General features: G+C 50.8%; 12 protein-coding genes. 5 read left to right on the forward strand and 7 right to left on the reverse strand.

Translation table 11 applies throughout. The features are described from left to right. Positions 1-72: 72 nt before the first annotated feature. On the reverse strand, positions 73-453 hold the full coding sequence (locus ACXX81_RS02640; RefSeq protein WP_209984630.1) for a response regulator: 381 nt from the start codon (positions 451-453) through the stop codon (positions 73-75). A 203-nt stretch (positions 454-656) separates the two neighbouring features. Between ACXX81_RS02640 and ACXX81_RS02645 the strand changes: the two genes are divergently transcribed. Next, a complete protein-coding gene (locus ACXX81_RS02645; RefSeq protein ID WP_458571164.1) occupies positions 657-1,031 on the forward strand; it encodes a c-type cytochrome in 375 nt (124 codons plus the stop codon). Positions 1,032-1,103: 72 nt separating this feature from the next. Here ACXX81_RS02645 and ACXX81_RS02650 read toward each other — a convergent pair whose 3' ends face one another. The 4 genes from ACXX81_RS02650 to ACXX81_RS02665 form a co-directional block, all read right to left on the reverse strand. Then, entirely contained in the window at positions 1,104-1,586 is a 483-nt protein-coding gene (locus ACXX81_RS02650) for a hypothetical protein (RefSeq protein ID WP_245229022.1), read from the reverse strand. A gap of 4 nt (positions 1,587-1,590) precedes the next feature. Beyond that, positions 1,591-1,878, reverse strand: a complete 288-nt coding sequence (locus tag ACXX81_RS02655) for a colicin E3-like toxin immunity protein (protein ID WP_458571165.1) — start codon at positions 1,876-1,878, stop codon at positions 1,591-1,593. Between the two features lie 14 nt (positions 1,879-1,892). Beyond that, positions 1,893-3,056 carry an S-type pyocin domain-containing protein gene (locus ACXX81_RS02660; RefSeq protein WP_458571166.1) on the reverse strand — a complete coding sequence of 388 codons (1,164 nt, stop codon included), beginning with the start codon at positions 3,054-3,056 and terminating at the stop codon, positions 1,893-1,895. 326 nt (positions 3,057-3,382) lie between these two features. Next, positions 3,383-3,754, reverse strand: a complete 372-nt coding sequence (locus ACXX81_RS02665) for a PH domain-containing protein (protein ID WP_057007296.1) — start codon at positions 3,752-3,754, stop codon at positions 3,383-3,385. Positions 3,755-3,908: 154 nt separating this feature from the next. On the opposite strand from ACXX81_RS02665, the gene ACXX81_RS02670 reads away from it, so the two are divergent. Continuing rightward, positions 3,909-4,544, forward strand: coding sequence for a LysE family translocator (locus ACXX81_RS02670; RefSeq protein WP_458571167.1), 636 nt, complete (start codon positions 3,909-3,911; stop codon positions 4,542-4,544). 9 nt (positions 4,545-4,553) lie between these two features. Here ACXX81_RS02670 and ACXX81_RS02675 read toward each other — a convergent pair whose 3' ends face one another. Continuing rightward, a complete protein-coding gene (locus ACXX81_RS02675; protein ID WP_458571168.1) occupies positions 4,554-4,883 on the reverse strand; it encodes a hypothetical protein in 330 nt (109 codons plus the stop codon). Positions 4,884-5,118: 235 nt separating this feature from the next. Between ACXX81_RS02675 and ACXX81_RS02680 the strand changes: the two genes are divergently transcribed. Continuing rightward, on the forward strand, positions 5,119-6,015 hold the full coding sequence (locus tag ACXX81_RS02680; protein WP_458571169.1) for a hypothetical protein: 897 nt from the start codon (positions 5,119-5,121) through the stop codon (positions 6,013-6,015). 159 nt (positions 6,016-6,174) lie between these two features. Next, entirely contained in the window at positions 6,175-6,411 is a 237-nt protein-coding gene (locus ACXX81_RS02685; RefSeq protein ID WP_458571170.1) for a hypothetical protein, read from the forward strand. A 255-nt stretch (positions 6,412-6,666) separates the two neighbouring features. Here the strand turns inward: ACXX81_RS02685 and ACXX81_RS02690 are convergent, their stop codons facing one another. Further along, on the reverse strand, positions 6,667-7,314 hold the full coding sequence (locus ACXX81_RS02690; RefSeq protein WP_458571171.1) for a hypothetical protein: 648 nt from the start codon (positions 7,312-7,314) through the stop codon (positions 6,667-6,669). Between the two features lie 1,029 nt (positions 7,315-8,343). Between ACXX81_RS02690 and ACXX81_RS02695 the strand changes: the two genes are divergently transcribed. Then, positions 8,344-15,870, forward strand: a complete 7,527-nt coding sequence (locus ACXX81_RS02695) for a CHC2 zinc finger domain-containing protein (RefSeq protein WP_458571172.1) — start codon at positions 8,344-8,346, stop codon at positions 15,868-15,870. The last annotated feature ends 54 nt before the right edge of the window (positions 15,871-15,924 follow it).

Below are 15,924 nucleotides of genomic sequence, written 5' to 3' on the forward strand. Positions count from 1 at the left end.
AAGTCGCTCCTTGCTGACTAGGTGACCGCAATAACGGGCTCGAAGTTCGGTCTAGGTGATATCGCGACGCTATCAATGCATCGAAGCACCTTGCTGAGTCAATGCCGTTTGCACGCATTCAATCAGGTGACTGGTGCTCCAGGGTTTGGGCAGGAAGCGTACCGAACCGCCCAGTTCCTCGGCGATCCTGGTATTGCCGGAGGTCAACAGCACCTGCACTTCGGGCCAGCGGTGCGCGACCACGCGGCTCAAGTCGTAGCCGTTGAGCAAACCGGGCATCTGCACGTCACTGACAATCAGGTCGACCGGCTCATCGCCCCGCTCAAGGTAAATCATGCCTTCATCCGCCGAAGGAAACGATGTCACCACCGCGCCGAAATCTTCCAGCACATCCACCATCAACGCCCGAATGATTTCGTCGTCTTCCAATACCAAAATCGATGGCTGAGCCATGATCCTTACTCCACCATCAGGGTTCAGTAAGGTGGAGTGGGCAGGGGCCGATTAGGTTCGATTGGATGTTTTTTAAACGATGGGTGGTCGGTTGAAGGGTCTAGGTTGCGTGCTTGCGGGCAGAGGCGGCATCCGCATCGACCCACAGGCGGTGTGAACCGGCATGGGGCATAATCGCCGGTAACCGCCGATGTGGAGTCGCCATGAAATACGCGTTGATCGCTCTAGCCCTTTTCCTGAATGCTCCTTCAGCCTTTGCCGCCGGCGATGCCGAAGCAGGCGGCAAGCTCTTCGCCAAGACCTGCGGCGGTTGCCACAGCGTCGGGGAAGGCGCGCGGGGTGGGTTTGGGCCGGAGCTGAACGGCATCATCGGCAGGCCTGCCGGTACTACCACGGATTACCAGTATTCCGACGCGATGAAGAATTCGGGTGTGGTTTGGACGCGGGACAAACTTGCGGCCTATATCGAAGACCCGAAAGCGGTGGTGAGCGAGACGCGGATGATTTTCTGGGGCATCAGTGATAGGGAGAAGATTGAGAATATTCTGGCCTATCTGGAAACCTTCCAACCTAAATGATTACTTCCATAAACGTTGCGAGCATTTTGCGTAAAGCCAGGTCCAGGGAGGCAATTGAACGGTGGGCATTGCTCACCGTTTTCTCGATAACGGCTGTGCAAATACCACACCGTTGAAGGAGTGGGTGTAGTAGTCGGAGAAGGATTCCATGTGCTCAGGCGTCAGCAGTGGATTAACCTTTTGCAGTAGGCCCGCTTCGTCGACCCACAAGCCGCTGTAGTAGCTATTTTCATCTGTTCTCACGTACTCCTGCTTGTCGCTTTCATGTAAAGCAACCACCCAGAATATGGGCTCCGGACGATCCAGACGGGCGTTGGCTTCGCTGAAAACCTGATCCCACGGCTGACCGACTTTGGAAAGGAGAAAACGGAATAGCGGGGTGTAATCAAAACCGTGTCGATGGTGGCTGTGCATTGAGCCGCGGTTTGATGGTTTGTCTTTTTCGCTCTTGGTATGCCGCTCATACCGGTAGGCGAGACAACTGCCGTGGCGCACGCCATGGGTTCGGGTGTTGACTGAGCGGTAGAGCAGGGGCTTTTGCAGTGTGGGCTTCATTGCGTCAAGACGCCTTGTTGGATTGCTTTGGGGGCGGTGGCCAGGAGCCTTGGTAGTGAAAAGAAATCTGAAAATCGAACAGATTTGGATCTATCACCCGCCGAAAGTGTGGCTGAAGAATCACTAGCCAACTTGGGAGAACATCAAATCCTCCAGCATAGATTTGTGGTTCCTCGTGTAAGTCAAGTTCGGTCAGAATACTGTCGCTGTCCTCAAAGTCTGCCGAGTATTCAGATGCCTCCAGGGTTTCTGTTTGTTTGTTGAACCATTGCAGCCGTATTTTCATTGCCATAGCGAACGCTCCGCTTATTTTTCTATACGTCTTTCATCTTTAGCCGGACCCCGCCGCTTACCGGTATAAGGGTCAAATGAACCTAGGTGTTTCACATCACTGTATCGGTAGACTTCCAGCTCTCCTTGTTCTGAATCCCACTCGAAAAGTTTCTTGCCTTTCGCGTCCTTCCAACGCTCCCGAAGGCCACCTCCATTACGTTTTCGCGTCTTTCTCTTCTGTTCTATCAAACTAGGGAAACCAGTAATGTCCTCGGTTTTTGGCGCCGGGTAGTAGCCAAAGTCTGGATTTTTCAATCCCTTCCGAGGCTCATTTACCACCACATACAGCGGCCGAACCCCCGACTCCACCGGGAACACCAGAATAAAATCCCGATACTGAGGTGGATAAATCGGGTTCACCAGAATCTGTGCCGCCTTCTCCGTTGGCGGATAAATCCAGATCACCGGCGCCTGCGGCGCAGCTTCCAATGCCGGAATACCTAACATGTCACTGGGATCAACCGCAGGCGTCCAGATCAGCTCCACGCCCTCGCCCAAATCCGCCACAAACTGATCGCCACGACTTTGAAACTGCACCACATCAATCATCTGCCACGCGGCATGATTGCCCGTGTAAAACCCATACCCTTTGAGCGTGCCGTCCTCACGTTGCTCGATATGCAACCGCATCTGCGAACGCGCCCGTTGCATCGAACGCAACTGATCCTCGCTGTACAGCGCGCTATCGCCCAGCGCCGAAGGCCAAGCCAGCGCCACCAAACCCGTCAGCAGGCCTGCGGCGACGGACCCAACGGCTGTGGCCGCCGACTCCCAAACCGCCGAACGCAATGCCAACTGCCCCAAGCCCGCGGGCAATGGGCTGCCGCTGATCTTGCGCAAGACGACTGCGCCCCGGCTGTCCACCTCACGTCCACCCAGCAGGCTTAAATGGCCGTACTCCTTGATCAACTCCAACGGGACATACCCGGCCGGGTTGAAGTAATGAGTGACGCCGTCAGGCAGTTGGCAAGGCTTGATGAAAACGCAGCCTGGAGGTTTGGCTGGCTCGGGTATTGGAGCAGGCGATGGCTCTAAAAAATCAACAGACGGCGAATACGGCACACGCGATGGCTGCGGGGTCAGGATCCGTCGCTTGCGTAAATCTTCTTCGGTGGGCGGGTAAAAGCGTTCTGACATGAAGGGCTCACTTCCTTGTGCGAGGGAGTGAGCCTACGAGGTAGGCAAAGAGGCGAATGTCGTCTTTGTTCGCTGCTGAGCGTGGGAAAAGTGGACTGATGCCCCGTCGGTGCCTTTTCTATCACCGCCGAATGCCTCTGTGGCGAGCGGGCTTGCCCCGCGTTGGGTTGCGAAGCAGCCCCAAAACCCGACCCCACGGAGTATCTGATACACCGCATTCGTCTTTACTGGAGCTGCTGCGCAAACCAACGCAGGGCAAGCCCGCTCGCCACGAAACCGCCGGCGCTCAAGCGTTCGATCAGCGCTGTGCAGATACTGCCTGCTGATCAGCCGAGCAAGTGCCTGGAAATCAGCCGGGAGATTTCCACGATGGAGGTCTTGCCGGTGAATTCGAATTTCACTTTGCCCAGCGACGAAAAGTAGATTTCCAGCTCCGAGTCCAGATCGAAGGTGCCGGAGGTTTCCACGGAGTACGCCACAATGTTTTTGTACGGCAGCGAGGTGAAGTCCTTCTTGCTGCCGGTGATCCCCTGCACGTTCACCGCAATGATGCGCTGGGTGGTGAAGACCACGCCGTCGCGCATGGCCTTGTAGGCGTCGACCACTTCTTCGCCGTCCAGCAGCAGGGCTGATACGCGTTCGGCGTATTCGTTGTTTTGCTTGAGCTTGAAGAAGCCTTTGTTGTTGAAGTCGATCATCTGCCTGTCCTGGGTGGGTGGTGTTTCAAACGGGTGCCGGTGTATGGCGTTTTGCTTGTGGATCTGTATCTGACGCGCGGGATTTGTACGCTCTACCATGGCGACCCTGGCGAAGGATTCCACGCCGGCAGAACAAAAATCCAGGAGCCAAACAATGCCCGATATGTCCAGCTTGCTTGCCTACGGCCTGATCTCACTCGGCATGGTGCTGACGCCCGGGCCGAACATGATTTACCTCATTTCCCGCTCGATCTGCCAGGGGCGCATGGCCGGGCTGATTTCCCTGGGCGGCGTTGCGTTGGGTTTTGTCGTGTACATGCTGTGCGCGGCGTTGGGGATCACGGCGTTGCTGATGGCCGTTCCCTTTGCCTACGACGCGTTGCGCCTTGGCGGCGCGCTTTATCTGGCCTACCTCGCGTGGCAGGCGGTCAGGCCGGGCGGGCGTTCACCTTTCCAAGTGCGCGACTTGCCCAAGGACAGCCCGCGAAAGTTGTTCAGCATGGGCCTGGTCACCAACCTGCTCAATCCCAAGGTAGCGGTGATGTATGTGTCGCTGCTGCCCCAGTTCATCGACCCGAACGGCCATGGCAGCGTGCTTGCGCAGTCCCTGGTGCTGGGCTTCACACAGATTTTTATCAGCGTGAGCGTCAACGCGTTGATTGCCTGCATGGCCGGTTCGATTGCGATGTTCTTCGTCACCCGGCCCGGGTGGCAGGTGGTGCAACGCTGGGTGATGGGGTCGGTATTGATGGGGTTGGCCGTGCGGATGGTGGTGGAGGGGCGGCGGTAGGCGACCACCTCACAGGATTGCTTTCAGGTACTGCTTGAGTGCGTCGAGCGGGGCCGTGAGTGCTTCAAACGTAGGCGCATGGCGCACGTCCGTCGCCAGCCGTTGCAGTTCACGGCCCATTACCGTGTTGGCGCCGCCCAGCGCCGAAAGGGCCAAAGCGATGCACTCGCTGATTTTTTGCTGAGTCGTAGCGAGATCGCCCTTGCGTACGAGCAGCCCAAACACCTCCCGCTCATACCCATCCATCACCAGATCATCCCGCAAAATCGGGCTACCGCCGTCCGTCTCGTGCGCAAGCTTAAGTGCAAAGAGCGCGACCACTTCCAGCGTCAATTCCATGGTTTTGGGTCCTGGGTTATGTGGAGGAGGGCGATGATCACTGTTCTGTGCCTGAAAAAAAAGACCCCGGCGCCGTACAGCGGGGCTCGCGCGCGCAAAGGGCAGTCCAAGGAACGATATTAATTAGCCATGCTCCAATTCGCCATGCATCCGGTTCTCAAAGGGCTGGCGTGCAGGGCTAACTCGCGCTGTCTGAACAGCGGCGCGTTCTCCTGCAGACAAGGACGCAACGACCATGCAGCCATCTCCCACCCAGGTACCTTCGGCTACCGGCGAACTGATCGCCAGCTTCCGCCACGGCAAGGGCTTTCTGATTTTCAGTTTGATAGTTGGCGTCGTGCTGTTGGGCCTCGCCGTGTTTGTGCTGTACCTGGGCACCCTCCTGCCCGCAGGCAGCGAAGGACCCATAGCTGGCGAGACCTCCCGTGGCCTGTCATTCAGCTTCAGCAGCCCGCAGACGCTGATCTACGCCACCAGCGCCTTGCTCGCGGTTATCGCGTTGGGCATGTTTGCGGTCTACGCCTGGCACAAAAAACTGCGCGCGCCGGTGTACAACGTGTACGAGCTGGGCATCGAGCGCATCGTCAACGGTCAGCGCCACTACACCGCGTTCGCCGACATCGAAGACCTGTACCTGTTCGGCTCCGGGCAAACCGCGATGACCGGCCTGATCACCAACCTGGCCTATCGCCGCAACGCGTCCGAGCCGTTTCACCGCGTGATCGAAAGCCTCAAGGGCTTTTACGAATTCCAGCAACTGGTGCGTGAGCGTCACGTACTCGCGCGCAGGCCGGCGGTGGTCGCGACGCTGGAGGCGGGCGGGTCGGTGAGTTTCAACTGCATCAACTCAGGGCAGGTCTGGGGCAAACGTGTGAGCGGCAACTTCCTGAAAATCACCACCTCGCCGATTGTCGTCAGCCGTACGTTTTTGCAATACAAGGGCGAGAACGTGTCGATGGCGTCCTTGCGCAGCGTTGACCTGAATGCCTGGACTGAAAATGTGGTGATCAAGGACGAGAGCGGCAAAGTGGTGTTGTCGACTGTTGCCACGGGGATCTTGAGTCATGATGTGTTTCTAAACACGCTCAATGCGTTGTTTGCCTCACAAGAGCCAGCGCGCGAGTTGGTCTGAGCCGTGTTGAAACAAACTTACCGACCGCTCGGCAGGGGACGGTCGGGCTCCGCCCCTCGTTGCAGCAAAAAAATGGAACGGCTCTTGGCGGCGTTCGCCTAATGATTAGCCTGTGGATAATTCCCCAGGCAGCGTGCCAATACCGGCATCCTTCGAGAGGTGGTCAACGTGGCTAAAGACGAGAAGAAAAGCAAAGGCGAGTCTTCAAAAGCCAGTAAGGAATTGAAAGACAAGACGTCATCACCGGCAAAAAAATCAGCAGCGGCGTCGACCCTTTCGAAGTCTTCTGAAAAGAAAGACAAGAAAAAGGATGCTGAACCGAAGAAGGCTGACAGCAAGCCGGAAAAAGCCAAGAAGGCAGAGAAGGCGGAAAAGCCTGCCAAGAAGAAAAAGTGATAGCTGGAAGGGATTAAGGCCTCACTATTCACTTTCCTGCAGACGAAAAAAAAGACCTTGAATTTCAAGGTCTTTTTTTAAGATGGTGCCCGAGGGAGACTCGTGCGTTCCATATATTACGTGGCTTGCAAGCAAATTATACAGTTGGGGATACAAGCAGGGATACACATTGATCTTTGCTGTGTCCAACAGGAATGAATCCCTTGGCTTTGGGTACTGATTTTGACAGGAGCTATCGTGCCAGAAACGTAGAACTTAGCCTAGACGTCTTCCGAACAAAGTCGGTTCAACGATTTGGTAGATAGCCATTTCCTTCATCTTTCGTATCAGGTCCTCACCCTGTAGGCCCCCAAAGGGGTCTGGCCAACCAGCAATCCTGAAAGAGAGCGCATACAAATGCGCGAATGTCTCGAATAAAGCATGCTCGAAGCATGGAACTAGCGTATCGGCGGGCAGATGCTTAAGGTACGTCTCATCTTCGAAATAACCATTTTCAACGAGAAAACGAGCTGACCGAGAATTGGCGCTCTCCACATAGCCTTCTTGGTGCTTGAACACATTGTTGAGCGCCCGAAATTGACGAGCTCTATCTGCGAACCGAATGTCTTCACGTGGCTTCGTAAACGGTTCCCACTTTTCATTGAGGTGGCGAGCAAGGCGTATTGAAAAAGTTTCGATGGCATTAGAGACCAGGCCGATTAGGGCTTCTAGTCCGACCTGCTCAATGATGAATTGTGCGGACGCCAGATCCTTAAATTCGTCTTTTGACACCGGGACCCCGGTGGTCGGATCAAGCAGCGGAATAGAGTTGATTGCATATTGTTGATGCGCAAGGCCACTTTTCGCCATCTCGATAGCGAAAAGGTCTCGATTCAACTGCTGTACGACAGCTACCCAGTCCATTTCATGTCCGAATAAGAGGTGAACGTTTATTGAACGCGAGGATGCGACCCTTTTAGGCGAATCTCACGTTGCGAACGATACCCTCAAATCGCGCTGGGGACCCTGGCGCTTTTCCTTCAGCACGGGGTCGGAAACCCGCGGGATCGTGGTAGCGGCACCTTACCCAGCTTACTGAAATTTCAATGTTGAAATTGAAAGGGTATTGAAGAAAAAGGGGCACCTTTACCGCATGTGTAAAGGTGTCCCTTCGTGTTGATGATTGTGAACACCAGAGCACCGTCAACCACGAGGATCGGTGTCAACCACGTCAACCTGTCAACCAATGTGAAAAAACCTCCCACTAACACGAAGGCGCGGGTTTCCGACCCCGTGTCCGTATGCACGAGTCAGGGGCCCCAGCTTATTTTTTAGGGCTCGAACATACCATGTCGTTTTAGAGCCGACGGAGACGCGTCGTTCGCTGAAGGTGCTCTATAGAAAGGGGAGTGGGGTGTTCTGCGTTCTCTAGGAAAACGGTGTAACAGGTGTAATTGGTGTAACGTATTTTATTAACTGCTTGAATTTATTAAGAAAAATATGCGTAACACGACTTTGTGAGTGTGCTCACTACCCGTGTAACAAAGCTCAACTGTGTAACACTGAATTACCTCAAGCAAAGCCCAGGCTGATTCTCGTTAGAGTCGATTGAGGGTTAGATGAACCACAGGCTTTGACTTCATACCCTTTTTTTCGAGTGTGGAAGCGACCGGGGAGATGATTCAGGTTATTTCAAGATGAGCCATGCTGCTAATGTGTGTTTGATTGCAAATGAGAAGCTCGGAAGCTACGTTGTGGTGAGGCGCCGAGAGCAGGCGGTATCTTCTTCCGATTTATTCCTACACACGCCGAAAACGATGCGGTGAAGAACGATGAGATAAGACGTAAAGAACACTAGGCTGGAAGCAGGAGGATTCTCCTGTGTAGGTATGTCAAAGTTCGATAGCTTCATTACATACTTTGCTGCGGATAATTTTAAGAAGGGAAGAAAAATTGCCTAGGATTGACTACGAAAAACTGCTTCAGAATGTCTCTATTGAAGATATAGCCAATCGTCTAGGCATGACGCTTAAGAAAACGGCTGTGAATCAATTCAAAGCTCTATGCCCTTTTCATGATGATAAAACCCCCTCTTTGTTAATAGACGCTAGACGAGATAGCGGTAGGCAGCACTTCTATTGCTTTTCTTGCGGAGCGCATGGGGATGCTATTGATCTAGTTAAGGAAAAGCTGAATCTTGGTTTCAAAGATGCAGTCGAATGGCTTTCCCCTAGTACGTCTATTGTCCGTAGTGGGGGGCGAAATAAATTAATTGAAAAAAGTAGCACTACCCCTACTGTTGATCTTTCAGCGCTTCAGTTTGGATACAATTTATACAAAAAGGGAACAGATCAGGCTGCGCTAGATGCTTGGATCAATGAGCGTCGACTTGATGCTACTGTTATAAAACGCGCCGGTTTTGTATACGCACCACGCAATTTTCTATCCCGAGCGCTTGAGGCAGAAACCAACCGATCTCTCAGGCGCGAATACACTGGCGACTTGGAAGATGCGTTTCTCATCCGGAAGTTGATTCCGGGAGTAACTGCAGAGATGCACTTGCCGTTGAATTCCGGTAGTGAGTCAATAAACAGGTATAGTGACTTTTTCATAGCAGACCGAGTAATATTTCCAATTCATGATGAGAAAGGTCAGTTGCTAGGATTGGCGGGCCGGGCTTCGAGAGTTGCTGCTGGATCAACAGTGCCGAAGTACCAATTCACGCGTGAGTTTCCTAAGTCAACCGTGCTATATCGAGCGGATTTCGCATTCAAGCTTGTGAGAAGTGAGGCGAAGAAAGGTAATAAGAACATAGTCGTTTATTTGTGTGAGGGATTTCTTGATGCGCTTCGGTTTGAAAGTCTCGGGTTTCCTGCTGTCGCAATCATGGGAAGCTCAATTAGCGAGCCTCAAGTCAGGCTTCTTCAATCTTTAAGTGAGTCCCTGCCAAAGACTACGAGTTTAACAGTTGTTGTTGGTTTCGATAGGGATGAGGCCGGCTTGCGGGGCGCAGCAGATGCGTGCTTGAAGCTCATGAATGCTCCAGTTGAGTGTGCCTTCCTATGGCCGACGGATCTCCAGCTTAAAGATATTGGCGTAAGTAGTGAATGCAGAAAAGATCCAAACGACTATCTTGAACTTTGCTCCGTTGAGTCGGCGAAAAATTTATTACAAAGCGCAACATATCCGCCCCAGCTTTCCATTCTTGCATATTCCTTTAGCGCTACTGCTGAGGATATTTTAGATGAAAATGTATGGGTTGCGGCGCCGCGAACTCGTAGGTTTAGGGCCTTCATTCAAGCGTTTAGTCAGATCGAAAAATCGATAGGGTCTGATTCCAAAGAGTATCTTCAGCGGTCGCTTTCAGAGACTGGCTCATCAAACAACATCCCTGCCTTCGCGGAGTGGCTGAGCTTCATTAGTGAGTCCGCCTCAGAAATTCATAAGTCGTATTCTGAAGATTTTCTGAACAATGCAGGCGCACGTCTTAACCACTCTCGTATACTTGCATACATGGGGTCGAGACGAGGTGAACTTCCGTGTGACGAACCGCGGTGGGAACGCTTAGATATTGCCGCAACAGCGTTCAATACATTGTTGACGGATCGCTTGAAAAGCATACGAGCCAGTGGGCCGATCGGTCCCTACAACGCGGTATGGGTGCCTCGCTCTTTTGGTGGTTCAGAGTTCAGGTTGAAGATTATGCCTCTCCCTGAGGACTTGATTGTTCAACAATATCTATTGAATGAGATTCTTACTGAGCGTTGGGATCATGAAGGTTTTACTGATTTCCCGTTTAGCAGGAGAATACCTGCGGTACGCTACTATCGAGAGAGTCGCAGAACAGTTACTACGGGCTTCGATATCAAAGGTGACGGAAATGGCGAGGCAATAACTTCGCAGACGCTCAGTTTCGCCTATCAGATCGACATGGATGTACTTGAAGGGCGTCAGCCTGCAACAGATCAAGGGATGTATCGGCCGTACGCTGAGTGCTGGCGTGATTTTATGGCCTCCTTAACCAAGCAGGCCACAGATATTGGATATGTTTACTCAATAAGGTTAGATGTAAAACGGTATTATGATCGTCTTCGGCGATATGTCGTTCGCGATCGATTGCTAGCACCGCTTCAATCTGCAATATCATCGGTCTCTGATAATACTCCACAGTTCGCCGAGCTACTCCAATTTGATGCGCAAAACCCAAATGCTGCTGCCAAAGCAGCTTTTGTTCTTGATCGGCTTGACGAACATCTATTTGGTGTAAATTACGCAAGGCCTGATACGGGAATGAGTGAAGAGACCAATCCTTTAATGGGGATTCCACAGGGGCCCGTATTATCTGCCTGGATTGGTTCAGTAGCTTTGTTTCCAATCGATGAAGAAGCTTATCGTTTCATGTCCGCGCTGAATGTTGATACCAAGCGTGTTGGTTATGCTCGATATGTGGATGATATCGTGCTACTCGCAGATGATCCGGAGACTTTGGCTAACTTGAGGGAGGCTGTTGATCGATGTGCCCGTAAGCTTGAGCTGACGCTACTTGCGAAGGCTGACGAAATTCCGGCGATGAGCGCCGAGGACTTTGCTTCTTATATTAATCAAGGAAGAGCTCTAGCTGCCTATGGGCCAGCATGGGAACCGCCATTAGTCGGTGATGGTGAGTCAGGTTGGGATTTTTGGTCTGCGGCACCAGCAACTGATCGTCAGTCAGCTTTGCAGTTACTGCATAACGTAGAACTATACAAGGCATCTAAAACAACACTCTTGCAAACTGTTAAAACTGCGTTTCAGGCACCAGACCTTCGTGCATCAGAGCTTCCCAAGGCTGCGAGATTAATTTGGTACTCAATTGCTGTAGAACATCTCGGGAGTATTGAGGCTGCTGAGGTTTTGTCACAATATCTAGAAACTTGGGATAACTGCGTGCACGACGCAGCTTGGAGCCTTCGACCAGAGGAAAATGAGTGGGAATCACCCGTGTTGTTTGCGCTCGAAGGCCTCGAGCATTTAATTGACAAGCAGACTCGCGATATTGCGGAGCTTTCCGCTGAAGAGAACGCGCTAAGACGACGTCGTATTGCATGGCTTGCTGATCTAGTTTTAAGCGCAGCATTCGAAGCTTATGTGTTTAATTCAACACCAGGTCCTCAACATCAACTGGATGTGCGTTTGGATCTTGTACGCTGGAAAGCAGCGCGGCTTCTGGGAGTGCATAAAAGCTCAGAAGCACATCTACACGTAGAACGTTCTAAGCTGGTACAAGTCTGGCAACCATTTGAGTGGATGCATGAAGCAGTAGCATTGCTTTCAGATGCAGACCAGTCCGCAGAAGATCCACTAACTCCTTTTGTCGCCCCAACTGAAGATCATGTGCGGAAGGGTACAATTTCAGGTTTCGCCGCCGATGTGTTTATTGCATTACTACCGGGAGACGATATTCGCTCAACGTTTTTAAATGATGGAAGTCAATCGGCGGCGATAAATATTGCCTTGCAAACCATTGTTAGCATTGTTCCGAAAGAGCAGCTGCCAGTGTGCTTAAGTCGACGTAATCACCTCATATGGAACACCACATTAACTAATGTCGTGAATCGGCTAATACTTCCACCGCTCCCAGGTATTAAAACGTACCGTCTTTTGTCATGTCTAGGAAATATTGCAAACGAAGATGGAACGTTATTAGTAAATGCAATCGAAGCTCTCGATTTTTCTGCTGTGGATGCCACTCCGGCCTTTATCGGTGCAGATAATGGTAGCGTTGTCCGGTTACTGAATACAGAGTGGATGTCTGTACCGCTAGCAGGCTCTTTGATTCGGCTTCGAAGCGATTTGCCAGCGGAAGATTATATTAGTCTGCGTGAGCGGGTCCTACCAGTAAACATCAACGTGTCCACCGAGACTTTGAAGCTTGCGGCGAAATTGTTCAGATCAGTTGCACAAGTGGTCGTTTCCTATTCTGAGAATAATGAGGGCAAAGAACTGGTTTCCGCGTGGCCCTACATTGCAACTGATCTAAATAAGCAGTTGTATTACCTAATCGCAGAGGGAGTATCACGAGATGAGCTCGGTAACAGAGCTTTCGTACGTGATGGTGGAAGAGCTTTGCGGACGGCTGAAGTGCCTATCTATGAAGCAAGTCTTTGGAGGGTCGGCGTTGCGATTTCAGATTATTTGGGCCTTTATGACGATGTCTCCAAATTTGGCGATGCTGAATCGGATGTTACACTCGACGCTGTAGCACTAACAAACCCTGCTCGATACGTTCTCCGGGCGCAACTTCGTAAACTTCGAGGGGCGTATGCTGACTCCCAAATAAGCAAAAGAAGAAGTGATGATGGTTTATTGCCTGCCACTGTCAATCGCTCTCTTCGCTTATTAGAAACATTTCCAGAGCAAGTAGAAGATTCGCTAGACCCCATTCTTTATGTCCTCGCCTCGGAAGCTGAGTCGGCCGGCATGTACCTGGCATTCCGCGAGAGTTGGAAATGCAGTGATGCAGCGTCATTTTTGGTGTTGTTAACAAATAAGGTTTTAGGACGCTTACCTCTATCAGTTAGTCAGGTGCTTGCAATAAGTGATGAAGGGAGTACCGGTGTAAGGCGTGATCTCTTTGGTTTACTGTGTTTTTCTAAACGGCTGTTTTCTGTTTCAACCGAATCCTCGGTCTCTGAAATTCCATCATGGAAGGCACTGCGTGCAGGTGTTATCAGCACAGGTATTAACGTAGCTTTTGAAGGGCTGATCGCTTCTCTACGAAGCCATGGGGCATTTGAACGATATGAGAATTTTGATTTTCCAGAAGCTTGGGGTATTCCTTCAGCTCCGCCTCATCCCTTGGAGGAAAAATCAGCCTCTGACAATGCTATCCAATCAAACAGCAGGGTCTTATTGATTGAACAATGTCGTAGGCTAGTACAACACCTAGGGCATCGATTGGTTCAAGATAATTTAGAACGGCTATCTGACGCCCTATATGAGCAATTAGGGGTAATTGCTAAGGCACTAGCTTCAATTGATTATCATGATAATGAGACCGACTCCTTTCTCGAGTGGCCATTTGAAATGTTGAGTGATCATTGTTTGGAGTTGCTCAGTCTGGAGCTGTTAGAGTCTGTTGTGTTGTTGGTTAGAAGGATAGATGAAGAGCTTGGTTTTGAGTCAATAACAGTAATTGAGAAGTCTTATGGTTATAACCCTCAGGTAAAGCGCTTCACCGACTCAAGAAACGGAGTCAGGGATGTCACTCCGTGGATGATCTCCCAGTTTCCTCGATCCTCTAAGCATATTGAAGAAATAACTCAAGATGGGCGATTTTTGCGAGTTTGGTCAGAAATTTTTGATCGCGAGAGTGGCAAGCTTTTATCTGTCTCCGCGCTTGGTGAACCATTTGCTTCGATCGCTATTATTAAGCCAGGTCTTGATACTTCCCTCCAGGTTGAAGTGGTAGAGGAAGAAAATGGAAGTGGCTCGGTACCAGCGATAAGTGAGGAGAGTCATGAGTTTCATGCAAATTCGATAATTGGGTCTGTCGAGATAAATTCGCCGTCTGCTTTTTCCTTGCCACGAGCTTCCATGTCAACTAGTAGTGTTCATGGTGATGAGGATGGTGCAGTCGGTGGTTTGGTTGAAGATGCTTTATCAGAGTTTCAACATTCACCTTCCAGCAATGCTGATATTCCAGCGGGAACCGTGGTTGAGCACGATTTGGGCCGAGACGCTAATGCATTCAGAAAACAGCAGGCAGAGCAGTGGACTCGGCGCGGTGAAGCTTGCAAACCCAGAGGGCTGGTTCGTATTGCATTGCTTCAGGCTGACTTTGATTTGACGTATCAGCACCCTTTCGTCGAGGCTTGCCCGACACATTGGCCTTTTGGTTCAAAGGTCAATGAGGGTATTTCCTTGAATCTAAAGGTTAGTGCTGACTCGAAATATGGGCGATTGCTGAATGCGGCAGAAAGGCACGATACCGCACATATGTGGACAAAATTGGAATTTCTGCCTAGTTGGTCAGAACACCGCCGTCGCTCGATCCTGAAGCGTGTCGTGGATACATGTCAAAATTTCGGGGTGGACTTGCTTGTTCTTCCTGAATACTCCGTAAGGCGTGAAACAGTTGAGTGGTTGAAAACGTATATCATAAATAAAGGTGTTTCGGTTTTGGCCGGGACGTACATGAATATATGTGATAAGGCTGATGAAAATCACTTGTCTGCTCCACTGACTTTGCTCTGGCCCTTGCCTAAGTCAGCGTCGAAAGTATTTCTTGCTTCCCTGCAGAAGAAAAAACTGGGTTCTGATAAAGATTATGATGCGTTACAGCGTGGGCATGTTCTGGAGTTTTCGAGAAATAAAAAATATCGGTCTATCGCATTAGAGGAGTTTTTTCGACCCTCTGCATTACCTTTGAAGCCCTTGTTCAATCCTGGGGAACTCGCAAGTAAACTAGAAAGTGTTATCGGATTCGAACCATCGGCCGATGTTATTACTCATCTTTTCACAGAGGCAAAGCTCCCTCTAAAATATCTTTTGGAATTAATATGCTCTGAGGCTTTCTTGGTCTCTAGTCCGGCTAATTACATTCAAATGGGGGAGGATCTTAAGGCAATGTGGCGTAGATTTGGCCGGCCAGCGGAAATTGATGAGGTTTTTAGCGATCTTAAGGCATTGTCCGAGAAGCTCTCTATCACTGGTAATGGGGCTGAGGCACGAAGATCAATTCTCGCGGTACCTGCAGCCACATCGCGTTCTGCCGACTATTGGTTCGCTGGACAGTCCGGATTTTTGGCTGCGGGTACGACAACGGTATTTTGCAATAGTATAGATGGTAAAACGCTTGTAGGGGGGAGCTGTTTTATCGGGCAGGGAAGTTGGAAGTCTGAAGAAACTACAATGGGCTATCTTGCCAAGATAACTCCTTATCACGGATGGTCTAAGGGAATTTATTACAACAATAGAGATGATGCTTTAAGTAAAAATGATCAAGCATTGGTGATTGCAGACGTGGATCCGCATAATATGCTCGAAGGTAAACCTCGTGCTCAGACGATGCCGTCTCCACTTCAGCTTGTAGCTTATTTGCCTTTGGTCGAGTCTATTGACTGGGAACGTACGCAATCAAATTTACTTAAAACACTTTCCATCTCTCTTCCCGAAAACATTCTTGCATCAAAAGAAAAAAGCAAAAAACGTCCGCAAGACGAGGCTGAATTCTGGAAGACGGTTGGGCGATCCAAAGACACGCTTGATGAGACAAATCTTAGTGACCTGTGGCGGAAGTTTCCCGATGCTAGTCCTCTTTTGTCTCGCGCAAAGGCCCATCATAATAATGGTGATATGCAACCGAACGCACCAAAGGGCTCTCTTGGGCTATTCGCCGCGCCTGCTTTCTATGACTGGATTGATGTGAGTTTAACGTTGACGGAGCATCAGGAGCTTCCATCAATCGCTGTCCACCCATGGAAGGCTCCCGAAGATTAAGTGCCTGTAGCGCGACCTTACAATCGAATATATAAACAGCCCGCGAGCGCGGGC

This window comes from Pseudomonas sp. GNP013 (assembly GCF_054343995.1).

Coding starts and splice junctions, on each gene's coding strand:
- ACXX81_RS02675 (WP_458571168.1), bottom strand. CDS start 4,883: ATGGAATTGACGCTGGAAGTGGTCGCGCTCTTTGCACTTAAGCTTGCG.
- ACXX81_RS02645 (WP_458571164.1), top strand. CDS start 657: ATGAAATACGCGTTGATCGCTCTAGCCCTTTTCCTGAATGCTCCTTCA.
- ACXX81_RS02650 (WP_245229022.1), bottom strand. CDS start 1,586: ATGAAGCCCACACTGCAAAAGCCCCTGCTCTACCGCTCAGTCAACACC.
- ACXX81_RS02690 (WP_458571171.1), bottom strand. CDS start 7,314: ATGGACTGGGTAGCTGTCGTACAGCAGTTGAATCGAGACCTTTTCGCT.
- ACXX81_RS02640 (WP_209984630.1), bottom strand. CDS start 453: ATGGCTCAGCCATCGATTTTGGTATTGGAAGACGACGAAATCATTCGG.
- ACXX81_RS02665 (WP_057007296.1), bottom strand. CDS start 3,754: ATGATCGACTTCAACAACAAAGGCTTCTTCAAGCTCAAGCAAAACAAC.
- ACXX81_RS02660 (WP_458571166.1), bottom strand. CDS start 3,056: ATGTCAGAACGCTTTTACCCGCCCACCGAAGAAGATTTACGCAAGCGA.
- ACXX81_RS02680 (WP_458571169.1), top strand. CDS start 5,119: ATGCAGCCATCTCCCACCCAGGTACCTTCGGCTACCGGCGAACTGATC.
- ACXX81_RS02670 (WP_458571167.1), top strand. CDS start 3,909: ATGCCCGATATGTCCAGCTTGCTTGCCTACGGCCTGATCTCACTCGGC.
- ACXX81_RS02655 (WP_458571165.1), bottom strand. CDS start 1,878: ATGGCAATGAAAATACGGCTGCAATGGTTCAACAAACAAACAGAAACC.